The following is a 22,473-nucleotide window of genomic DNA, read 5'->3' as shown; positions in this document are numbered from 1 at the left end:
GTGTGGGGTCTCCCCATGTGAGAGTAGGGAACTGCCAGGCATCAAACAAAGCAGAAAGCTCAGTCGAAAGACTGAGCTTTTTGTTTTTGCGTTTTAACAAGAACCCCGTCCCGAAAGGTGCGGGGTTTTTTGCTGTGTGGGGTATGTCTCCCCGGTGGCGCTGCGCTTACCGGGGCTACACGATCCGTAGCCCGGACAAGGTGCGCAGCACCGCCTCCGGGGAGGCCCCTGTCTAAGAGTCAGCAGTTGCGACGTCAATCTTAGTCTGCTTCAGCCTGCTGCTCATGTATCAAATTCAATAACGGATACGGTTGCCCCAGATCGTCCGTCTCAGAACGCCCTGTCACGTTAAAACCCATCCTCTGATAAAACCCGACCGCTTGTTCATTCTGCTCATTCACATTCGTCGTCAGCTTTGGCGTTAACGACAGCGCATGCTCAATCAGCAATTTCCCCACGCCACAGCCGCGGACATCCGGATCGACGAACAGCGCATCCATATGCTCTCCGGTAAGCAGCATAAAGGCGATCGGCTGGTCCTGGGTGTTAGCCGCCACCCACAGCGGAGCCTCCGGTAAAAATGCGCGTACCATCTCCTCCAGCTCCTTTCGATACGCTTTTGACAGAAAATCGTGCGTGGCGTCGACCGACCGACACCATATCGCAATCAGTTTATCCCCTTCATCTGGCCGGGAACGGCGGATGCTAATAACCATATTTTCTCCTTTTCTTCATTCTTATATTCTAACTCAATGCGCGCCGTGAAATTTTCTCACCGTGAACATGCAGACTCGACATTCACCCGATTCCTGGTTATCTTCAGCTATCTGGATGTCTAAACGTTTATACGTATGCTATGAGGTAATACAGTTATGCCAATTCGGGTGCAGGACGAGCTACCAGCCGTCAGTTTCTTGCGCAATGAAAACGTCTTTGTGATGACGACAACACGTGCAACGACTCAGGAAATTCGCCCCCTGAAGGTGTTAATCCTCAACCTGATGCCGAAGAAAATCGAGACGGAAAATCAGTTCCTGCGTCTGCTGTCGAACTCTCCGCTGCAGGTGGACATCCAGTTGTTGCGTATTGATGCGCGTGAGTCGCGTAATACGCCGGCGGAGCATCTGAATAACTTTTACTGCAATTTCGATGAGATCTGCGATCAGAACTTTGATGGCCTGATTGTCACCGGTGCCCCCTTAGGCCTGGTTGAGTTTAACGATGTTGCTTACTGGCCACAGATCAAACAGGTGCTGGAGTGGGCGAAGGATCACGTCACCTCCACGTTGTTCGTCTGTTGGGCGGTTCAGGCCGCGCTGAATATTCTGTACGGCATTCCGAAGCAGACCCGCGCCGAAAAGATTTCTGGCGTTTATGAACACCATATTCTGCATCCACACGCCTTACTGACCCGCGGTTTCGACGACTCTTTCCTGGCCCCGCACTCACGCTATGCTGATTTTCCGGCGGGGCTTATCCGCGACTACACCGATCTCGAGATCCTCGCGGAGACGGAAGAGGGCGATGCGTATTTGTTTGCCAGCAAAGATAAGCGCATCGCCTTTGTTACCGGCCACCCGGAGTACGATGCCAATACCCTGGCAAGCGAATATTTCCGCGATGTGGAAGCCGGTTTGAATCCAGAGGTTCCTTACAACTATTTTCCGCAAAACGACCCGCAGAACAAACCGCGCGCCACCTGGCGGAGCCACGGCAATCTGCTGTTTGCTAACTGGCTTAACTATTATGTCTACCAGATTACACCATACGATCTGCGCCATATGAATCCTACACTGGAGTAATACTCTACACGAAACGATCCTAAAGCGTTTCAGCACTTTGCCTCTGGCACCTTCGGGTGCTTTTTTTATTTCCGAAATTCACTTCATGCTCAATGATAACTTTAATTCCATTTTTATCAATATGTTAACTCTATTTTAAAATTAAAATGGAAATTGTTTTTGATTTTGAAAATTAATTGAGTAGTCTTAATTGTGCTGAGCGAAAACTACACAACGATCTCTCGCTCGCTTCCAGCGGATCAACCAAGAGGAACAGCACAATGACGCAGCAGGCGACAATCACCGATGAACTGGCCTTTAGTCAGCCCTATGGCGAGCAGGAGAAGCAGATCTTAACGCCTGAGGCGGTAGAATTTCTGACGGAACTGGTGAGCCGCTTTGCGCCGGCGCGTAATAAGCTACTGGCCGCGCGTCAGCAGCAGCAGCAGGCCATTGATCAAGGTGTACTTCCTGACTTTATTTCGGAAACCGCTTCCATTAGAAATGGAAACTGGACCATCCGCGGTATCCCGGCGGATTTGCAGGATCGCCGTGTTGAAATCACCGGTCCCGTTGAACGCAAAATGGTCATTAACGCGATGAATGCCAACGTCAAAGTCTTTATGGCGGACTTTGAGGATTCGCTGGCGCCTGACTGGCGTAAAGTCATTGATGGCCAAATTAACCTGCGTGATGCCGTGAACGGGACCATCAGCTACACCAACGAGGCCGGCAAAATCTACCAGCTGCAGCCCAATCCCGCTGTGCTGGTATGCCGTGTGCGCGGCCTGCACCTGCCGGAAAAGCACGTCACCTGGCGTAATGAGGCCATCCCCGGCAGTCTGTTCGATTTTGCGCTCTATTTTTTTCATAACTACCAGGCGCTGCTGGCGAAGGGGAGCGGTCCCTACTTCTATCTGCCAAAAACCCAGGCCTGGCAGGAGGCGGCATGGTGGAACGATGTCTTTAGCTTTACGGAAGATCGCTTTGACCTGCCGCGCGGCACCATCAAGGCCACGCTGCTGATTGAGACGCTGCCAGCGGTGTTCCAGATGGATGAGATCCTGCATGCGCTGCGCGACCATATTGTTGGCCTGAACTGCGGCCGTTGGGACTACATCTTCAGCTATATCAAAACGCTGAAAAACCATCCGGACCGCGTGTTGCCTGACCGTCAGGTGGTGACGATGGATAAACCGTTCCTCAGCGCCTACTCACGGTTGTTGATTAAGACCTGCCACAAACGCGGTGCGTTTGCGATGGGCGGCATGGCGGCGTTTATCCCGAGCAAAGATGCCGAACGCAACCGTCAGGTGCTGAGCAAAGTCACCGCCGATAAAGAGCTGGAGGCGAACAACGGTCACGATGGCACCTGGATCGCCCACCCGGGGCTGGCGGATACCGCTATGGCGGTGTTTAACCGCGTACTGGGCGATAAGCCGAATCAGCTCTCGGTCACCCGGAGCGCGGATGCGCCAATTACCGCCGAACAGCTGCTGGCCCCCTGCGAGGGCGAGCGCACGGAAGCCGGGATGCGCGCCAACATTCGCGTGGCGGTGCAGTACATCGAAGCCTGGATCTCCGGCAACGGTTGCGTCCCGATTTATGGCCTGATGGAAGACGCCGCGACGGCCGAGATCTCGCGCACCTCTATCTGGCAGTGGATCCATCATCAGAAAACCCTGAACGACGGCACCCCGGTCACGAAGGCGCTGTTCCGCCAGTGGCTGGCGGAAGAGCTGATGGTGATTCAGGAGGAGCTGGGAGAGCACCGTTTCAGCCATGGCCGCTTTGACGATGCGGCGCGACTGATGGAGCAGATCACCACCTCCGACGAGCTAATTGATTTTCTGACATTACCGGGCTACCGCCTGCTGGCCTGATCGCCAGATGGTGTGGTTCGCCATTTAGTCCTTCACCAATGCGCCTGGGGAGCCAGGAAATTATATGGAGCATCTGCACATGAAAACCCGTACCCAACAAATCGAAGAATTAAATAAAGAGTGGACGAACCCGCGCTGGGAAGGCATTACCCGCCCGTACAGCGCGGAAGAGGTGGTGAAGTTACGCGGCTCGGTGAATCCGGAATGCACGCTGGCGCAGCTTGGCGCGGCGAAAATGTGGCGTCTGCTGCACGGTGAGGCGAAAAAAGGGTACATCAACAGTCTCGGCGCGCTGACCGGCGGCCAGGCCTTGCAGCAGGCGAAGGCGGGTATCGAAGCCATTTATCTCTCCGGCTGGCAGGTGGCGGCGGATGCTAACCTGGCGTCCAGCATGTATCCGGATCAATCGCTGTATCCGGCCAACTCGGTACCGGCGGTGGTGGATCGGATCAACAACACTTTCCGTCGTGCCGATCAGATCCAGTGGTCGGTCGGGATTGAACCGAACGATCCGCGTTATATCGACTACTTCCTGCCGATCGTGGCGGATGCGGAGGCCGGTTTTGGCGGCGTCCTTAACGCCTTTGAGCTGATGAAATCGATGATTGAAGCCGGTGCAGCGGCGGTTCACTTCGAAGATCAGCTGGCGTCAGTGAAGAAGTGCGGTCATATGGGCGGTAAAGTGTTGGTCCCGACCCAGGAGGCGATTCAGAAGCTGGTGGCGGCGCGTCTGGCAGCCGACGTGATGGGGGTCCCGACGCTGGTGATCGCCCGTACCGATGCCGATGCGGCCGATTTAATTACCTCTGACTGCGATCCGTACGATCGTGAGTTTATTACCGGGGATCGCACCAGCGAAGGGTTCTTCCGCACCCACGCCGGGATCGAGCAGGCGATCAGTCGCGGGCTGGCTTATGCGCCGTATGCGGATCTGGTGTGGTGCGAAACGTCGAAACCGGATCTTGAGCAGGCGCGCCGCTTTGCTGAGGCTATCCATGCGCGTTTCCCGGGCAAATTGCTGGCCTATAACTGCTCGCCGTCGTTTAACTGGAAGAAAAATCTCGACGATAAAACCATCGCCAGCTTCCAGCAGCAGCTGTCGGACATGGGATACAAATACCAGTTTATTACCCTCGCCGGGATCCACAGCATGTGGTTCAACATGTTCGACCTCGCCCATGCCTACGCTCAGGGTGAGGGGATGCGCCACTATGTTGAGAAAGTGCAGCAGCCGGAATTCGCTGCCGCGCCGGAAGGCTATAGCTTCGTCTCGCACCAGCAGGAGGTGGGCACTGGCTACTTCGACAAAGTCACTACCATTATCCAGGGCGGCGCCTCATCGGTGACGGCGCTGACCGGCTCGACCGAAGAAGATCAGTTTTGAGCCATGCCCGGCGGCGCGACGCTGACCGGGCCTGGGAAGGGATGCAGGCCGGATAAGCGAGCGCGCCATCCGGCATGACGTGGTGCCGGATGGGGGAAAGCGATGACGCGTGGCCTGGAACTACTGATTGCCCAAACCATTTTACAGGGATTCGACGCCCAGTACGGGCGTTTCCTGGAGGTGACCTCCGGCGCGCAGCAGCGCTTTGAACAGGCTGACTGGCACGCCGTACAGCAGGCGATGAAGCAGCGTATCCATCTCTACGATCACCACGTTGGCCTGGTGGTAGAGCAGCTGCGCTGCATTACCGAAGGGAAAAGTACCGACGTCGATTTTCTTTTGCGGGTGAAACAGCAGTACACCCAACTGTTGCCGGATTACCCTCGCTTTGAAATTGCCGAGAGCTTTTTCAATTCGGTCTACTGCCGACTGTTTGACCACCGCTCGCTGACCCCCGAGCGGCTCTTTATTTTCAGTTCGCAGCCCGAGCGCCCCTTTCGCACCCTACCGCGACCGCTGGCGAAAGATTTCTTTCCGGAACGCGGCTGGTCCCACCTGCTGGGCAAAGTACTGTCCGATTTGCCGCTGCGGCTGCCGTGGCAGAACAAAGCGCGGGATATCGGCTATATCATTGCCAGTCTGCAGGAGGCGCTGGGGGAGGAACTGCTCGCCACCTGTCATCTGCAGGTCGCCAATGAGCTGTTCTACCGGAATAAAGCTGCCTGGCTGGTGGGCAAACTGGTCATGCCGATGGCGACGCTGCCTTTTTTGCTGTCGATCCACCGCAGCGATGAGGGTGAGCTGTTTGTTGACACCTGCCTGACCACCCATGCCGAAGCGAGCATCGTTTTTGGCTTCGCGCGTTCCTATTTTATGGTTTATGCGCCGTTGCCCGGCGCTCTGGTGGAATGGCTGCGTGAGATCCTGCCGGGCAAAACGACGGCCGAGCTGTACATGGCGATTGGCTGTCAGAAGCACGCCAAAACCGAAAGCTATCGCGAATATTTACACTACATTACTCGCTGCGATGAGCAGTTTATTGAAGCGCCGGGCATTCGCGGGATGGTGATGCTGGTGTTTACCCTGCCGGGGTTTGACCGGGTGTTTAAGGTGATCAAAGACCGCTTCGCGCCGCAGAAAGAGGTGACCGCCGCCCACGTGCGCGCCTGCTACCAGCTGGTAAAGGAACACGACCGCGTCGGGCGGATGGCGGATACCCAGGAATTTGAAAATTTCGTGCTGGATAAACGGCAAATCGCGCCGGCGCTGCTGGCGCTGTTGCAGGCGGAAGCGGGGAACAAACTCACCGATCTCGGCGACCGCATCGTCATCAGTCATCTCTATATTGAACGGCGAATGGTGCCGCTCAACCTGTGGCTGGAGCAGGTTAACGGCCAGGCATTGCGTGATGCGGTAGAAGAGTATGGCAATGCTATCCGCCAGCTGGCCGCCGCCAACATCTTTCCCGGCGATATGCTGTTTAAAAACTTCGGCGTCACCCGCCACGGCCGGGTGGTGTTCTACGACTATGACGAAATTTGCTATATGACAGAGGTAAATTTCCGCCAGATCCCGCCGCCGCGCTATCCGGAAGATGAGCTGGCCAGCGAGCCGTGGTACAGCGTTTCGCCGGGGGATGTGTTTCCGGAGGAGTTCCGCCACTGGCTGTGTGCCGACCCGCGCGTTGGGCCGCTGTTTGAGGAGATGCATGCCGACCTGCTGCGCGCGGACTACTGGCGCGAGCTGCAGACGCGGATTAAAAACGGCCATGTGGAAGATGTTTACGCCTACCGGCGCAAGCAGCGTTTTAGCGTGCGCTATGGCGCTGACAGTAGGCCGGATAAGGTGTTTACGCCGCCATCCGGCAGGGTGCGCCGATCTGCCTGATGGCGCTACGCTTATCAGGCCTACTTAAAATGCCCCAGTGGGGCATTTTTTTATTTAACCCCGCCATACGCCAGCGTCACTTCCTTCGCCGCTTTGATCACCAGCGCGCCCAGCTCGGTCACCCGGTCATCGGTCATGCGTGAAATCGGCCCGGAGATGGAGATTGCCGCGAACGGTTCGCGATGTTCATCATAAATGCAGGCGGCGACGCAGCGCAGGCCGAGCGCGTGCTCCTCGTCATCGAAAGAGTAGCCCCGTTTGCGGGTCTGCGCTAAATCTTCCTTCAGATGCAGCGGCGAGACCAGCGTGGCATGCGTATAGGCATGCAGCCCTTTACGGTGCAGCAGGCTGGTGACCTGCTCTTCGCTTAATTGCGAGAGAAACGCCTTCCCGGCGCCGGAGGCGTGCATCGGCAGTTTACCGCCGATCGGCGCCGACATACGCATCAGCTGGGTGCACTGCACCTGGTCGATAATGATCGCCTGGTGGTCGCTCTGGTCAAGCACCGCCAGATTCACCGTTTCACCGGAATCTTCCATCAGCTGGCGCAGGATCGGGTGGACAATCGCCAGCAGATTGCGGCTTTGCAGAAAGCTGCTGCCCACCACGAAGGCATGCGCCCCGACGGCCCAGTGGCCCAGCTCGCCGACCTGGCGGACGAAACCCAGCTGCTGCATGGTGGTCAGCAGGCGGTGAGTGGTGGAGTTGGGCAGACCCGCCTGCTGCGCCAGCTCGGTCAGCGCGACGCTGCTGTGAGACTCGGCAATCCATTCGAGCAATTTCAGGCCGCGGGTCAGCGACTGAACCTGACCGCCAGCCTGCTGGGCGGTGGCAGCCGCGGGTTTTCTGCCGCGTTTCGCGGGAACGGGGGTAGTGGCCATCGCGGACTCCTTTTTCTGTATCGTGGAAATGATTTTCGTTTTATTTGGCGATAATGCAATCACAACCGGACTCATCGGAGGAGTGAAGCTGAACATGTCTCATATTGCCTGTTGTTGTCTTTTCCGCTCCGGTGGTTTATGCCAGTATGGTTTGTTGGCTATTTGGCCTGAGTTGAGCGTTGTCGGGAGCAAGTGTGAGCAGCAAAGTTGAGCAACTGCATCAGCAGTTAAAAGAACGTATTCTGGTTCTGGATGGGGGCATGGGCACCATGATCCAGGGCTATCGTCTGAGTGAGCAGGACTTTCGCGGTGAGCGCTTTGCTGACTGGCCGTGCGACCTGAAAGGCAACAACGACCTGCTGGTGCTCAGCAAGCCCGAGGTGATCCGCGAGATCCACGACGCCTACTTCGAGGCCGGTGCGGATATCATTGAGACCAACACCTTTAACTCGACGACCATCGCGATGGCGGATTACCAGATGGAATCCCTGTCGGCCGAGATCAACTTTGCCGCGGCGAAGCTGGCCCGCGCCAGCGCCGACGCCTGGACGGCCCGCACGCCGGAAAAACCGCGCTACGTCGCGGGCGTGCTTGGCCCGACCAACCGTACCGCCTCTATCTCGCCTGATGTGAACGATCCGGCGTTCCGTAATATTACCTTTGACCAGCTGGTGGCCGCCTATCGCGAATCCACCCGGGCGCTGGTGGAAGGTGGCGTGGATCTGATCCTGATTGAAACGGTATTTGATACTCTGAACGCCAAGGCGGCCATCTATGCGGTGAAAGAGGAGCTGGAGGCGCTGGGCGTTGACCTGCCGCTGATGATCTCCGGCACCATCACCGATGCGTCCGGCCGCACGCTTTCCGGACAGACCACCGAAGCCTTTTATAACTCGCTGCGTCACGCCGAAGCCTTATCGTTTGGTCTGAACTGCGCCCTCGGGCCGGACGAACTGCGGCAGTATGTCCAGGAGCTGTCGCGCATCGCCGAATGCTACGTCACGGCGCACCCGAACGCCGGTCTGCCCAACGCCTTCGGTGAATACGATCTGGATGCCAACACCATGGCGACGCAAATTCGCGAATGGGCGGAAGCCGGTTTCCTCAATATCGTTGGCGGCTGCTGCGGTACGACTCCGGAGCATATCGCCGCCATGAGCCGGGCGGTGGCCGGTTTACCGCCGCGCCAGTTGCCGGAACTGCCGGTGGCCTGCCGCCTCGCCGGCCTGGAGCCGCTGAACATCGGCGACGACAGCCTGTTCGTTAACGTCGGCGAACGTACCAACGTCACCGGCTCGGCGAAATTTAAGCGCTTGATCAAAGAAGAGAAGTACAGCGAAGCGCTGGACGTTGCCCGTCAGCAGGTCGAAAGCGGCGCGCAGATTATCGATATCAACATGGATGAGGGGATGCTCGACGCGGAAGCGGCGATGGTGCGCTTCCTCAACCTGATTGCCGGCGAGCCGGACATTGCCCGCGTGCCGATCATGATCGACTCCTCCAAGTGGGAAGTCATTGAAAAGGGTTTGAAATGCATTCAGGGCAAAGGCATTGTTAACTCGATTTCGATGAAAGAGGGCGTTGAACCTTTTATCCACCATGCGAAGCTGGTTCGCCGTTATGGCGCCGCGGTAGTGGTGATGGCCTTTGACGAAGTGGGCCAGGCCGACACCCGCGAACGCAAAATTGAGATTTGCCGTCGCGCTTACAAAATTCTCACTGAAGAGGTCGGCTTCCCGCCAGAAGATATCATCTTTGATCCCAATATCTTTGCGGTAGCGACCGGTATCGAAGAGCACAATAACTATGCGCAGGACTTTATCGGCGCCTGCGAAGACATCAAACGCGAGCTGCCGCATGCGCTGATCTCCGGCGGCGTCTCCAACGTGTCGTTCTCGTTCCGCGGTAATGACCCGGTACGTGAGGCGATCCACGCCGTGTTCCTCTACTACGCGATCCGTAACGGCATGGATATGGGGATCGTCAACGCCGGCCAGCTGGCGATTTACGACGATCTGCCGGGCGAGCTGCGCGACGCGGTCGAAGATGTGATCCTTAACCGCCGCGATGACAGTACCGAACGGTTACTTGAGCTGGCGGAAAAATATCGCGGCAGCAAAGCGGACGACGGCGCGAATGCTCAGCAGGCGGAATGGCGCAGTTGGGACGTGAAAAAGCGTCTCGAATATTCGCTGGTGAAGGGCATTACCGAATTTATCGAACAGGACACCGAAGAGGCGCGTCAGCAGGCTGCCCGCCCGATTGAGGTGATTGAAGGGCCGCTGATGGACGGCATGAACGTGGTCGGCGACCTGTTCGGCGAAGGTAAAATGTTCCTGCCGCAGGTGGTGAAATCCGCTCGCGTGATGAAACAGGCGGTGGCCTACCTCGAACCTTATATCGAAGCCAGCAAAGAACAGGGCTCCAGTAACGGCAAAATGGTGATTGCCACCGTAAAAGGCGACGTTCACGACATCGGTAAAAACATCGTCGGCGTGGTGCTGCAGTGCAATAACTACGAAATTATCGATCTTGGCGTGATGGTCCCGGCGGATAAAATTCTCAAAACCGCCAAAGAGGTCAATGCGGATCTGATCGGCCTTTCCGGGCTGATTACTCCGTCACTGGACGAGATGGTTAACGTGGCGAAAGAGATGGAGCGCCAGGGCTTTACCATCCCGCTGCTGATCGGTGGCGCGACTACCTCGAAAGCGCATACGGCGGTGAAAATCGAGCAGAACTACAGTGGCCCGACCGTTTACGTACAGAACGCCTCGCGCACCGTCGGGGTGGTGGCTGCGCTGCTCTCGGATACGCAGCGCGATGATTTTGTCGCCCGCACGCGTAAAGAGTATGAGACCGTGCGTATCCAGCATGGGCGTAAAAAACCGCGCACGCCGCCGGTGACCCTGGCCGCCGCGCGGGAAAACGATCTGGCCTTCGACTGGGAGAGCTACACGCCGCCGGTGGCCCATCGCCTGGGGGTACAGGAGGTGGAAGCGAGCATCGAGACGCTGCGCAACTACATCGACTGGACGCCGTTCTTCATGACCTGGTCGCTGGCGGGTAAATACCCGCGGATTCTGGAAGATGAAGTGGTGGGCGAAGAGGCACAGCGCCTGTTCAAAGACGCCAACGATTTGTTAGATAAACTCAGCGCAGAGAAAACCCTGAACCCGCGCGGCGTGGTCGGGTTGTTCCCGGCCAACCGCGTGGGCGACGATATTGAAATTTATCGCGATGAAACCCGCACCCACGTGCTGATGGTGAGCCATCATCTGCGCCAGCAGACGGAGAAGGTCGGCTTCGCGAACTACTGCCTCGCCGATTTTGTCGCGCCGAAGCTGAGCGGCAAGGCGGACTACATCGGCGCCTTTGCCGTGACCGGCGGCCTGGAAGAGGACGCGCTGGCGGACGCCTATGAAGCGCAGCATGATGACTATAACAAGATCATGATCAAGGCCATCGCCGATCGTCTGGCGGAAGCCTTCGCCGAGTATCTGCACGAGAAAGTGCGCAAGGTCTACTGGGGGTATGCGGCCAATGAGAACCTCAGCAATGAGGAACTTATTCGCGAGAATTACCAGGGGATCCGTCCGGCGCCGGGGTATCCGGCCTGTCCGGAGCACACCGAAAAAGGCACCATCTGGCAGCTGCTGGACGTCGAAGCCCATACCGGCATGAAGCTGACCGAATCGTTCGCCATGTGGCCGGGGGCATCGGTTTCCGGCTGGTACTTCAGCCATCCGGACAGCAAGTACTTCGCCGTGGCGCAGATCCAGCGCGACCAGGTCGAAGACTACGCGCTGCGTAAAGGGATGACCCCGGCGGAAGTCGAGCGCTGGTTAGCGCCTAATCTGGGCTATGATGCCGACTAAATCGTCACCTTTCCTTACAACAAACAAGGCGCTCTGTGAGCGCCTTGTCTCTTTATTGAGGTTAACCCCTTATACTGAGAGAGGTTCCTGATCTTCGGAAAACCTATAACGATAAGGAGAAGCTGATTCCGTGTTAACTCTGCTACACCTGTTGTCCGCGGTTGCTCTGCTGGTGTGGGGCACGCATATTGTGCGTACCGGGGTGATGCGCGTCTATGGCGCTCGCCTGCGTACCGTTCTCAGTAGCAGCGTAGAGAAAAAGCCGCTCGCCTTCTGCGCGGGTCTTGGCGTCACTGCGCTGGTGCAAAGCAGCAATGCCACCACCATGCTGGTGACCTCGTTTGTCGCCCAGGATCTGGTGGGCCTGACGCCAGCGCTGGTAATGGTGCTGGGGGCCGACGTCGGGACGGCGCTGATGGCGAGGGTGCTGACCTTCGACCTGTCGTGGCTATCGCCGCTACTCATTTTTATCGGGGTGATCTTCTTCCTTGGCCGCAAGCAAACCCGCGCCGGGCAGCTGGGGCGAGTGGGGATTGGTCTGGGGCTGATCCTGCTGGCCCTGGAGCTGATTGTGCAGGCCGTGAACCCCATCACCCAGGCCAACGGCGTGCAGGTGATTTTCGCCTCGCTGACCGGCGATATCATGCTGGATGCCTTAATTGGCGCCGTATTCGCGATCATCAGCTACTCCAGCCTGGCGGCGGTGCTGCTGACGGCGACGCTGACCGCGGCGGGAGCAATCTCCTTCCCGGTGGCGCTGTGCCTGGTAATTGGCGCCAACCTGGGCTCCGGGCTGTTGGCGATGCTCAACAACAGCGCGGCAAACGCGGCGGCGCGCCGCGTGGCGCTGGGTAGCCTGCTGTTTAAGCTGGTGGGGAGCCTGATTATTCTGCCATTTGTCCATCCGCTGGCCGCGGCGATGCACAAGCTGCCGTTGGCGGAGTCTGAGCTGGTTATCTACTTCCACGTCTTTTATAACCTGCTGCGCTGCATCGCGATGGTGCCCTTTGCCGGACCGATGGCGAAGCTGTGCCAGCGTATGATCCGCGATGAGCCCGAGCTGGATAACCAGCTGAAACCCAAGCATCTTGACCCGTCGGCGCTGGATACGCCAGCGCTGGCGCTGGCCAATGCCGCGCGCGAGACGCTGCGCATTGGAGATGCGATGGAGCAGATGCTGGGGAGCCTGCATAAAGTGATGCATGGCGAACCGCGTCAGGAGAAAGAGCTACGTCGTATGGCGGACGATATCAACGTGCTCTACACCGCCATTAAGCTCTATCTGGCGCGAATGCCAAAGGATGAGCTGGCGGAGGAGGAGTCCCGGCGCTGGGCGGAAATCATTGAGATGTCGCTAAACCTCGAGCAGGCGTCCGATATCGTCGAGCGGATGGGCAGCGAGATCGCCGATAAATCGCTGGCGGCGCGGCGCGCCTTCTCGGTGGAAGGGTTAAAGGAGCTGGATGCGCTGTACGATCTGCTGCTCAGCAATCTGCAGCTGGCGATGTCGGTCTTCTTCTCCAGCGATGTACCCAGCGCCCGCCGTCTGCGGCGCAGCAAACACCGGTTCCGCATTCTTAACCGCCGTTACTCGCATGCGCACGTTGACCGTCTGCATCAGCAGAACGTGCAGAGTATCGAAACCAGTACGTTGCACCTGGCGCTGCTGGGGGATATGAAGCGTCTGAACAGCCTGTTCTGCTCGGTGGCCTACAGCGTGATGGAGCAGCCGGATGAAGACGACGAACGAGATGACTACTGAGACGGATTATTTTTCCGTTTATGTCGCTTCTTTTCTGGCGAGGTAGCCCTCCCGGGACGTGGCTGACGCCTTCCCGGGAGGGACATCCTAGCTTCTGGCAAACGCCGAGGCCTCTGCCACCAGCGCGCTATCCGGCCGTACGCCGGTATAAAGGGCAAACTGCTCGACGGCTTGCAGGGCAATAACTTCCGCACCGCTGATGGTTTGCTTACCCCGTTGTTGCGCCAGGCGGATCAGCGGAGTTTCCGCCGGCAACGCGACCACGTCAAACACGACGCTGGCCTGGGCCACCATGGCCTCGCTGAACGCCAGCGTGTTGCTTTCCGCTCCCCCTGCCATGCCCAGCGGTGTGACATTGACCAGAATCTCGGCTGCGATCCCTTCGGGCAGGGGCTGCCACTGAAAGCCATACTGTTTTGCCAGCGCCAGGCCGCGCTGGCGATTGCGGGCCGCAATGATCACGTCGCGGAAACCGGCATCACGGAAGGCGGCAATGACGGCTTTCCCCATGCCGCCGCTACCCTGAATCATCACTCTGGCGTTGGTATCGAGCCGATGGCTGGCGATCAGACTTTTGACCGCGATGTAATCGGTGTTTAGCCCGGTTAACTTCCCGTCGTCGTTGACGATGGTGTTGACGGAGTCGATGACTTTTGCTGACGGATCGATCGCGTCAAGAAACGGTATGCAGCTCTCTTTAAACGGCATGGAGACCGCACAGCCGCGGATACCCAATGCGCGAACCCCTTTTACCGCCGCCTCAATATCCGTTGTCGTAAAGGCTTTGTAGAGGTAGTTCAATCCCAGCTTGTCATACAGATAGTTATGAAAGCGGGTGCCGAAGTTGCCGGGGCGACCCGCCAGGGAGATGCACAGCAGCGTATCGCGGTTAATCATGCGTAATATCCTCCGCGTGGGCCAGCAGATACGCTTCAGCCTCCTGGGACCAGATCCCATGGTGACGCGCCACAATCGCTGCCAGTTCGGGATCGGCGATCTCGCCCAGCGGCGTGAGCGGGAAGGCTTTTCCGGTATACACCAGCTTTTTTCCCCCGCCGACGGCAGGCAGATCGAGGGTGGTTTCGCCCGCGGCGTTCAGGCCGAGAATATGGGTGACCACTTTCGCCGTCTGGACCTTTTTCGCCTGCATCAGCGCCACCGCGGCGCGCATATCGTCAGTATTACCGCCGGAGGTGCCGACGTAGTGGGTAAAGGCGTAGTGCACGTCGTAGAAGTTGATCGGGGCGCTGAATTGCTTATCCTGGGGGCCAGCAAAGAAATTCAGGCAGCCGTCCGGAGCCAGCAACGAGGAGGCCAGGGTGATCAGCTGTTCGTTTGGCACAAACACGAAGATATCGTCGAAGCCATGGCCGCCGCTGAGCGCCAGCAGCGTATCGCGACTGGCCTCATGGCCGTCGAGGTAGTGGATCAGCGTCTGCGGCTCAGAGGGGTAATGACGGCGGGCGTAGCTGAGCTTCGGCTTATTGGTATCGGTCACTACCAGTAGTGAAGGATTGATGGGGCCGTGCAGCGCATAGTCGATAGCCAGCAGCCCCATCGGCCCCGTCCCGCCCAGGATCAGAGTGCGTCCCTGAGGACGGATCCCCATCACGTGGTTGTAACTCCCCTCCTGCAGATGATAATTGGCGTTGAAAGCGCCAATGACGCAGGAGAGCGGCTCCACCAGCGATCCTTCAAACCAGGTATCCCCCTCCCAGGTGAGCAGGCAATCCTGCACCATCACCTCATTGGGGATCACCACATGGGTGGCTTCGCCACCGATCCATGGGAATGAGTAGCCGGGGCAGTCGGGTCGGTCGGGCAACTGCAGGTTGGCCTGGATCACGTAGCGCTGCCCTGGCTGAAACTTATGCTGCCACTTTTTACCGACGGCAAGGATTTCGCCGCAGAATTCATGACCGATAATAATGGGCCTGGTGGCCACATCATCTGGCACCTTTTTATGATCGGCACCCTGATTGGCCTCTTTCCATGAGGAAAGACACAGGCTGTCAGTGACCACCCGGGCGAGGATCTCATCGTCCTGCATCGCCGGGAGGGTAAAGGTTTCCAGGCGCAGGTCTCGTTTGCCATACAGGCGCAGGGCCGTTGTTGTTTGCATAAACCACCTCATCCCCTTCATCTTTCGGGGCTATGTTGTTGACGTCACCCCGGCATCGCCGGGGCGGAATAATCAGGACAGAAAGCCGAGGGCGTTGCCGATAATGCCTAAGCCGAAAAGGGCGAAAATCAGCCAGACCGGATTCACTTTCTTGTTCAGCAGACGCACCATCAGTAGCGTCAGGCCCAGCGCCAGCAGGCCGGGGCAGAGCTGATCGAGGATGTTCTGGACGGTCATCGTGACGGTGGCGCCGTCTGCACCGGGCGTTTGGGAAACCACCAGCGGCACATTGATGGTGGTCCATTTGGTCACCAGCACCCCCATGACAAACAGGCCGAGAATGGAGGCGCCTTCGGTCAGCTTCTGCAGCAGGTTACCGCCCATATCGCTGACGATATTGACCCCTTTACGGAAGCCCAGTTGCAGGCCGTACCACTTCATTGCCAGCCGCACTGCATTGAAAATAAAGAAAAATAACAAAGGTCCCAGAATGTTGCCGGAGAGGGCCAGCGAGGCGCCAAGGGCCGCGGTAATCGGCCGCAGCGTGCCCCAGACCAGCGGGTCGCCGACGCCGGCCAGCGGGCCCATCAGACCCACTTTGATGCCGTTGATAGCGCCATCGTCAATGGCCGCGCCGTTAGCCCGGGCCTCCTCCATGGCGGCGGTGACGCCGATCACCGGGCCACACACCGCCGGCGTGGTATTAAAGAACACCAGATGACGCTTCAGCGCCGCGACCTGATCGGCTTTGAGCGGATACAGGCGTTTGATCGCCGGGATCATGTCGTAGCAAAATCCCAGGCCATGAATACGTTCGAAGTTAAAGGAGGCCTGCTGGAGGTTGGAGCGGAGAAACATGCTCACCAGGTCGCCTTGCGTGATTTTTTTCTGTTCCATTTTCGGCTCCATTAGTCGTCAAGCTGGTCAAGGGCGGGGGCAGAGGGGGCAGTGGAGGCGGCGGGTTCAGCCTTACGCCACTGTGGATTGAGCTGGATGTAGATCAGCGCGATGATGACGCCCACGCCGCCGAAGGCCAGCAGGCTGAAGTCGAGATAACCCCCGGCGAGAAAACCGAGGAAAAAGAAGGGCATCAGGTACTTCACGCCCATCATTCGCAGCACCATCGCGTAGCCCACGACGACAATGAAACCACCGGCAATCTGCAGGCCGCGGGTGACGAATTCCGGGATCGCGCTGAGCATACTGCTGACCATGTCCGCGCTAACGAACAGCGAGACCACCAGCGCCGGGATTGCCACGCGCAGTGCCTGCACCCCCAGTGCGGAGACATGCAGCAGGTCGATGGTGCGAAAGCGCGCCTCCTCGGCCGCTTTGTCCGCGGCGTGCTGGAACACCACGGTAATGGTACGGGCGAAAACGGTCAGCACCTGCCCGGCGGCGGCCACCGGCAGAGCAATGGCGATACCGGTGGCAATGCTCTGGTGGCCCACAATCACCAGAATGGCGGAGATAATGCTGGCCAGCGCCGAATCTGGCGACTGCGCTGCCCCCACGTTCATCCAGCCGAGGGCGATCAGCTCCAGCGTACCGCCGAGCATAACCCCGGTTTTTAAATCGCCCAGGATGAGGCCAATCACGGTACAGGCGATAAGGGGCCGATGGGTCTGAAATTCATCCAGCACGCTGCCCATTCCGGCAATACAGGAAAAAATAAATATGGCTATTATCTGTAGGGTACTAATTTCCATAATTTTTGACCTTTAAGGTGTGAGTCATCCTGCCTGCTACGGCATATCACAACAGGCGCTATTTTTTATTCGCAGAAAGCTGTTTCGTTAATTTTGTCGAGAATATTGACTGACGGATCTGATGCGACCACGCGTAAATCGAGTTTTACGCCCAGTTTATCGAGTTCACGGAATGCCTGAATATCCTGCGGATCCAAAGAAACGGCTTTGGTTAGCTGTTTTTTACCGGGTCGCCAGGCCATGCCACCAATATTTAACGTGGCGATCTGCACGCCCTGGCGCACCATCGTTAAAACATCGTGTGGATTGGTAAATAAATAAAAGACGGTCTCGTCCTGATATTGCGGGTTATGATAGACCGCAACCGCTTTTTCCAGACTGACAACGTTTACCTTCATGCCTGGCGGAGCCGCCTGGCGCAACAGGGTCCGGCGAACCTCATCGTTAAATACATCGTCATTGCAGATAATTATCCGCTGGGCGTTGGCGACTTTTGACCACACGGTGGTGACCTGGCCATGAATCAGTCGGTCATCAATACGGGCGAGGGTAATTTGCATCAGAACTCCTCCTCAACGGTTTCTGGCTGCTGCCAGACCACACAGCACTGACTGGCGATGGCCTGCAGATGCTGGCATAAGTCATCGGCGCTCAGGGTATGCTGGTTATCCACCAGCTCGAGCGCCAGCGGCAGCGACAGGCCGCTAATCACCCGGATCTGCGGGTGACGCATTGCCAGCCCAGCTGCGGCATTCCATGGGCTTCCGCACTGCAAATCTACCGCGATTACCCACTCCTCATCGGTGTGGGCGCTTACTAACTTTTCCAGGTTAATGGCGATATCCGCCGCGTTTTCGCCGGGGACAAACGCGACGGCGCTGACGTTAACCTCGCCGTAGACCATGCATACCGAATCAAGCATGGCCCCGGCCAGCTGGCCGTGGGCGCAGAAGATAGCGTGAACCATACTGCCTCCTTAACCGCGCGTTTTTCCGCCGGCAATGTTAGTGGTGACTCCGGTGATGTAGCTGGCGCGCGCTGACAAGAGATAGCAAACAAAATCAGCCACTTCCGAGAGCTTTCCTGCCCGCCCGATGGGAATGGCGTTTTTGGTATATCCCTCGCGAAGTTGCTCGACGGTGATATTGCGCGTCCAGGCCAGCGCCTCTTCATATTCCGGTGTCCGCAGACCGGTTTTTTCGAGGATCCCCGGCGCAACGCCGACCACGCGGATCCCATATTTACCCAATTCTTTGGACCAGGAGCGGGTAAAGCTGTTGAGCGCGGCCTTGGTCGCGGCGTAGCAGCTTTGACCTTCAGAGCCTTCCAGGCCGCTCTCCGAAGAGACATTGACAATCACACCGGCGCGCTGTTTGACCATTTGACGCGCCACCGCCTGCGACATGAAAAACACCCCTTTCTGGTTGATATTGACCATTTTTTCAAAAGCGGCTTCGTTTAATTCATAGCGGCCGGCCGGTGCTTTTTCGTCGACTAATAAACGCGGGAAATTCACGCCAGCGTTATTGACCAAACCATCAATACGCGACCAGCGCTGAATAATGGCATCGATAGTCTGTTGCACCTCTGTCGCGCTGGAAATATCCGTCGGCCAGAAGTGATAATTATCGCCATTGTGATGACGATCGCCGCCATGAATATCAATCATCTGGACATGAGCACCTTGTGATAATAATTCATCGACAATGGCCAGCCCAATTCCCGAGGCGCCGCCGGTCACGATAATGACGTTATCTTTTAAATTTAACCAGGTATTCATTATTCACTCCCATTTCTTTAGATAAAGGGATCCCCCGCAGCGGGTGCTGCGTGAAATCATATCCTGTGTGTTATTTCAGTAATAACTCAGCCGTTTCTCTGTTTGTCACCAGACAATTAATATAGCGTCCGTGCAATGCGCCAAGAATGCCAGAGTATTTCTCTTCCCCCATGGCGATGCCGATGGAATAGCGAGCCTGGCGGAGCTTCGCCATTTCGATCGACAGGGTTTTTTCGCTCATATTGGTATCGACTAACCCGCCGTTAATATCGTAGAAACGCGAACAGATATCCCCGGCGACGTGGCGGGCGTTGAGATCGTCGCTCTCTTCGCTGCCGTAGAAGGCGTGCCAGTTTGCGCCGTCGCGAATGGCCGGTGAACCAATACCCACCAGCGCCACATCCAGGCTGTCCCAGTAGGATGAGATGGTTTTAAAGTGCTGGGACTGCATGATGCCGTTGCGGATCAGCGGGTTATCCAGCAGGGCTGGAAAATCGGCAAGGTGGGATTCCGCTTTCAGTCTGGCTGCCGCGCCGTAGGTTAAGGTGTTCACATGGTAGCGGCTCTCCAGTTTACCGGAAGGTCCACCGATGATGGGGACGCAGATCACCTGGCGTGACTGGCTGGCCTGCGGCAGGTTCTCCACCAGCGAACGCACGGCGCGGCCCCATGAAAAACCGATGATATCGCCTGGCTCCAGCAACCGATCGACAAGCAGGGCGCCATGCTGGCCCATCGCACTCAGCTGTTCTTCTTCCAGCAGCCCATCGCTGCTGGCAACCACCGCCTCTTTCAGGCCAAATTTTTGCTTGAGCTGTTGCTCGAGCCACAGGTTTTCATTGTAGTCATAGTTGATGGCGATGGTAACAATGCCCTGCTCGCGGCCGCGCTTCAGCAGGCGACTGATGGTGGTGCGATAGATCCCCAGCTCGCGAGCGATTTGCGCCTGAGTCATATCCTGCTCGTAATAGAGCTGGGCGATTTTGACAATCAACCGGATATCATCGCTGTTTTCCATGGTCATCTGCAGGCTCCTGCACATTTGTGCAAATCGCGGGTTTGTGCTGTTGATCTGATATAACCCTATTAGAGCCACCGTTTAAAGCGATTTTCTTTTATTTCATCACCCTAATCTGGCGAATAATCTTGCACATTTGCGTTATCAATAGCGGGTTGTTGGCACCTTTGTGCATTGCACGCTAAATCGCTGATTCTGTGATATTTCATCATGCAAAGTTGCCAGGCGTTGAGCGGGACACTTTTGTGAAAAAAGGCGTAGTTGATCACACCTTGCGCCGGAGGGCGCAAAGGCACATCTTTTTTCTCGCCCACAAGGTAGGGTATATTTCGCTTTTACAGGAGAATCTATGCTGCCCGACTCATCAACCCGATTAAATAAATACATCAGCGAAAGCGGCATCTGCTCGCGTCGCGAAGCGGACCGCTTTATTGAACAAGGCAACGTCTTTATCAATGGCAAGCGCGCCACCATTGGCGATCAGGTGAAGCCTGGTGACCTGGTCAAAGTGAACGGACGGTTGATTGAGCCGCGTGAAGCGGATGATCTGGTGCTGATTGCGCTGAATAAGCCGGTCGGTATTGTGAGCACCACCGAAGACGGCGAGCGCGACAACATTGTCGATTTCGTCAACCACAGCAAGCGTATCTTCCCTATTGGCCGTCTGGATAAAGATTCTCAGGGGCTGATCTTCCTCACCAACCACGGTGATCTGGTGAACAAGATCCTGCGCGCCGGCAACGACCATGAAAAAGAGTATCTGGTGACGGTCGATAAGCCGGTGACCGATGAGTTCATTCGCGGGATGGGCGCGGGGGTGCCGATTCTCGGGACGGTGACGAAAAAATGTAAAGTGAAGAAAGAGGCGCCGTTCGTTTTCCGCATCACTCTGGTGCAGGGGCTGAATCGCCAGATCCGTCGTATGTGCGAGCACTTTGGCTATGAAGTGACGAAGCTTGAGCGTACGCGGATCATGAACGTGAGCCTGACGGGGATCCCCTTGGGGGAATGGCGTGATCTAACCGATGACGAGCTGATCGACCTGTTCAAGCTGATTGAAAACTCCTCTTCCGAAGCGAAGCCGAAAGCCAGGCCGAAGGCCAAAGCGGCGACCCCCGGGATCAAGCGCCCGGTGGTGAAGATGGAAAATAGCAACGATAAGGGCCGCCCGGCTGGTAACGGGAAACGTTTCACCCAGCCGGGACGTAAAAAGAAAGGTCGTTAACGCCTGCCGCGGGTCGGCGTATTCGCCGACCAGGAAAAGGTCGCTTCTTTATCCGTTTTATAAGCCTGCTGTTTTTTCACCTGGCGGGCTTTCTTCGCATCCGCTTCACGCTGCGCCATCAGCTTATCGATATATTCCTTTTTCACGCTGTTCGTTTCCGCATTGCTCAGCGGGCGGCCATGCGCAATACGCGCGCGGTCAAGCAGCGTTTTCAATTCGCGCTGTTCGCGCTCGGTCATCTCTTTTTGTGTAATACGGGGGAGTGCCATGGTGGTGCCCTCAGTCAGACCAGAGCACCCAGTGTACGGCAATCAGCGCAAAATAGAACGCATCCGGAAAGCGCCTCGCAGAATATTTCCCTCGTTGGTGACCAGTGCGCGGGTCTGGCTTAGGGTAACGGCACGCCTACTGGCCAACGACGACAAATTTTGGGTGGGAGATGTATAAAATTTTATACAAGGATGTGGTATGCTCAATCAGCAACGGAGATTAAGGCGTATCGTCTGGATGGGCTCTTCCTTTGACGATCTGCGCCAGTTTCCTGAGGACGTCCGCAGAGATGCCGGATTCCAGCTTTATCGTTTACAGTCGGGTTTAGAGGCTGCGGACTGGAATGCGATGCCTCAACTGGGGCGGGGCGTTGAGGAAATCCGCCTGCGCCACTTTTCCGGTGCATATCGGGTAATTTATCTGGCCCGTTTTGCAGAGGCGATATATGTCCTGCACTGTTTTAACAAAAAGACGCGACGTACCGCCGAACACGAAAAACAGATTGTCAGAAACCGTTTGCAGGTTATACAGCAGGAACACAGGAGTCATAAATGAATCGTAAGAGGGTGGATGGTATTCGTCATGTGACCTCTGAAGAGAGCAATATATTCAGTGAACTGGGCTTTGATGATGCTGACGCAGAGCAGCTTCGGGGACAAGCGGAAAAAGAAGTTGAGCAGTTGATGGCGCTTAAACGACAGTTAATGCAGGAAATCGCTGAGTGGATAGATGAACATCAATTGAAGCAGGCCGATGCTGCCGCGAAGTTGAGCATTTCGCGCCCGCGTATTTCAGATGTGGTCAATCAGAAAACCAGTAAGTTTACCCTGGATGCGTTAGTCATGATGTTAATGAAGTTAGGTAAACCAGTACGTTTGCAGATTGGATAACGC

At 56.8% G+C, this 22,473-nt stretch carries 20 protein-coding genes; 9 read left to right on the top strand and 11 right to left on the bottom strand.

Features of this window, described 5'->3' with window-relative positions:
• Positions 1 to 260: 260 nt before the first annotated feature.
• Positions 261 to 716 carry an acetyltransferase gene (locus AS136_RS12840; RefSeq protein ID WP_008807332.1) on the bottom strand — a complete coding sequence of 152 codons (456 nt, stop codon included), beginning with the start codon at positions 714 to 716 and terminating at the stop codon, positions 261 to 263.
• Positions 717 to 872: 156 nt separating this feature from the next.
• Between AS136_RS12840 and metA the strand changes: the two genes are divergently transcribed.
• From metA to aceK, 4 genes are all read left to right on the top strand, one after another.
• Positions 873 to 1,802, top strand: coding sequence for a homoserine O-acetyltransferase MetA (metA, locus tag AS136_RS12835; protein WP_008807331.1), 930 nt, complete (start codon positions 873 to 875; stop codon positions 1,800 to 1,802).
• A gap of 260 nt (positions 1,803 to 2,062) precedes the next feature.
• Positions 2,063 to 3,664: a malate synthase A gene (gene aceB, locus AS136_RS12830; protein ID WP_008807330.1), complete on the top strand. Its 1,602-nt coding sequence runs from the start codon at positions 2,063 to 2,065 to the stop codon at positions 3,662 to 3,664.
• A 79-nt stretch (positions 3,665 to 3,743) separates the two neighbouring features.
• Complete coding sequence (gene aceA, locus AS136_RS12825; RefSeq protein ID WP_012543201.1) at positions 3,744 to 5,048, top strand: isocitrate lyase; 1,305 nt, start codon at positions 3,744 to 3,746, stop codon at positions 5,046 to 5,048.
• A 102-nt stretch (positions 5,049 to 5,150) separates the two neighbouring features.
• Positions 5,151 to 6,935, top strand: coding sequence for a bifunctional isocitrate dehydrogenase kinase/phosphatase (gene aceK, locus AS136_RS12820; protein ID WP_023323457.1), 1,785 nt, complete (start codon positions 5,151 to 5,153; stop codon positions 6,933 to 6,935).
• Positions 6,936 to 6,985: 50 nt separating this feature from the next.
• Here the strand turns inward: aceK and iclR are convergent, their stop codons facing one another.
• Positions 6,986 to 7,816, bottom strand: a complete 831-nt coding sequence (gene iclR / locus AS136_RS12815; protein ID WP_004206826.1) for a glyoxylate bypass operon transcriptional repressor IclR — start codon at positions 7,814 to 7,816, stop codon at positions 6,986 to 6,988.
• A 194-nt stretch (positions 7,817 to 8,010) separates the two neighbouring features.
• Here iclR and metH point away from each other — a divergent pair, with 194 nt between their 5' ends.
• Both metH and AS136_RS12805 read left to right on the top strand, forming a co-directional pair.
• Positions 8,011 to 11,694 (top strand): methionine synthase, encoded by a 3,684-nt coding sequence (gene metH / locus AS136_RS12810; RefSeq protein WP_023323458.1) that lies wholly within the window; start codon positions 8,011 to 8,013, stop codon positions 11,692 to 11,694.
• Positions 11,695 to 11,824: 130 nt separating this feature from the next.
• Positions 11,825 to 13,456: a Na/Pi cotransporter family protein gene (locus tag AS136_RS12805; RefSeq protein ID WP_008807325.1), complete on the top strand. Its 1,632-nt coding sequence runs from the start codon at positions 11,825 to 11,827 to the stop codon at positions 13,454 to 13,456.
• A gap of 87 nt (positions 13,457 to 13,543) precedes the next feature.
• Here the strand turns inward: AS136_RS12805 and AS136_RS12800 are convergent, their stop codons facing one another.
• The 8 genes from AS136_RS12800 to AS136_RS12765 all read right to left on the bottom strand — a co-directional run bounded on the left by AS136_RS12800 (position 13,544) and on the right by AS136_RS12765 (position 20,085).
• Positions 13,544 to 14,353 carry a shikimate 5-dehydrogenase gene (locus AS136_RS12800; RefSeq protein ID WP_023323459.1) on the bottom strand — a complete coding sequence of 270 codons (810 nt, stop codon included), beginning with the start codon at positions 14,351 to 14,353 and terminating at the stop codon, positions 13,544 to 13,546.
• Positions 14,346 to 15,578: an L-sorbose 1-phosphate reductase gene (gene sorE / locus AS136_RS12795; RefSeq protein WP_023323460.1), complete on the bottom strand. Its 1,233-nt coding sequence runs from the start codon at positions 15,576 to 15,578 to the stop codon at positions 14,346 to 14,348. The genes AS136_RS12800 and sorE overlap by 8 nt, the downstream gene beginning before the upstream one ends.
• Positions 15,579 to 15,650: 72 nt before the next feature.
• Positions 15,651 to 16,475, bottom strand: a complete 825-nt coding sequence (locus AS136_RS12790) for a PTS system mannose/fructose/sorbose family transporter subunit IID (RefSeq protein WP_002884590.1) — start codon at positions 16,473 to 16,475, stop codon at positions 15,651 to 15,653.
• Positions 16,476 to 16,486: 11 nt separating this feature from the next.
• Positions 16,487 to 17,287: a PTS mannose/fructose/sorbose transporter subunit IIC gene (locus AS136_RS12785; protein ID WP_002884608.1), complete on the bottom strand. Its 801-nt coding sequence runs from the start codon at positions 17,285 to 17,287 to the stop codon at positions 16,487 to 16,489.
• 65 nt (positions 17,288 to 17,352) lie between these two features.
• Complete coding sequence (locus tag AS136_RS12780) at positions 17,353 to 17,847, bottom strand: mannose/fructose/sorbose PTS transporter subunit IIB (protein WP_004151751.1); 495 nt, start codon at positions 17,845 to 17,847, stop codon at positions 17,353 to 17,355.
• Positions 17,847 to 18,254 carry a PTS sugar transporter subunit IIA gene (locus tag AS136_RS12775; RefSeq protein ID WP_002884611.1) on the bottom strand — a complete coding sequence of 136 codons (408 nt, stop codon included), beginning with the start codon at positions 18,252 to 18,254 and terminating at the stop codon, positions 17,847 to 17,849. The genes AS136_RS12780 and AS136_RS12775 overlap by 1 nt, the downstream gene beginning before the upstream one ends.
• 9 nt (positions 18,255 to 18,263) lie before the next feature.
• On the bottom strand, positions 18,264 to 19,067 hold the full coding sequence (locus tag AS136_RS12770; protein ID WP_002884614.1) for an SDR family oxidoreductase: 804 nt from the start codon (positions 19,065 to 19,067) through the stop codon (positions 18,264 to 18,266).
• A 70-nt stretch (positions 19,068 to 19,137) separates the two neighbouring features.
• Positions 19,138 to 20,085: a sugar-binding transcriptional regulator gene (locus AS136_RS12765; RefSeq protein ID WP_002884616.1), complete on the bottom strand. Its 948-nt coding sequence runs from the start codon at positions 20,083 to 20,085 to the stop codon at positions 19,138 to 19,140.
• A 349-nt stretch (positions 20,086 to 20,434) separates the two neighbouring features.
• On the opposite strand from AS136_RS12765, the gene rluF reads away from it, so the two are divergent.
• On the top strand, positions 20,435 to 21,310 hold the full coding sequence (gene rluF / locus AS136_RS12760) for a 23S rRNA pseudouridine(2604) synthase RluF (RefSeq protein ID WP_002884619.1): 876 nt from the start codon (positions 20,435 to 20,437) through the stop codon (positions 21,308 to 21,310).
• Here rluF and AS136_RS12755 read toward each other — a convergent pair.
• Entirely contained in the window at positions 21,307 to 21,579 is a 273-nt protein-coding gene (locus AS136_RS12755) for a YjbD family protein (RefSeq protein WP_012969166.1), read from the bottom strand. The genes rluF and AS136_RS12755 overlap by 4 nt on opposite strands.
• A 199-nt stretch (positions 21,580 to 21,778) precedes the next feature.
• Between AS136_RS12755 and AS136_RS12750 the strand changes: the two genes are divergently transcribed.
• Positions 21,779 to 22,135, top strand: coding sequence for a type II toxin-antitoxin system RelE/ParE family toxin (locus AS136_RS12750; RefSeq protein ID WP_023323461.1), 357 nt, complete (start codon positions 21,779 to 21,781; stop codon positions 22,133 to 22,135).
• Positions 22,132 to 22,470 carry a helix-turn-helix domain-containing protein gene (locus AS136_RS12745; protein ID WP_008807319.1) on the top strand — a complete coding sequence of 113 codons (339 nt, stop codon included), beginning with the start codon at positions 22,132 to 22,134 and terminating at the stop codon, positions 22,468 to 22,470. Before AS136_RS12750 ends, AS136_RS12745 begins: the two co-directional genes overlap by 4 nt.
• Positions 22,471 to 22,473: the final 3 nt, after the last annotated feature.

The organism is Klebsiella sp. D5A (assembly GCF_001620885.1).
GTDB lineage: Bacteria > Pseudomonadota > Gammaproteobacteria > Enterobacterales > Enterobacteriaceae > Klebsiella > Klebsiella variicola.
The sequence above is the reverse complement of the archived record's forward strand: the minus strand, read 5'-3'. Positions and strand labels throughout refer to the sequence as shown.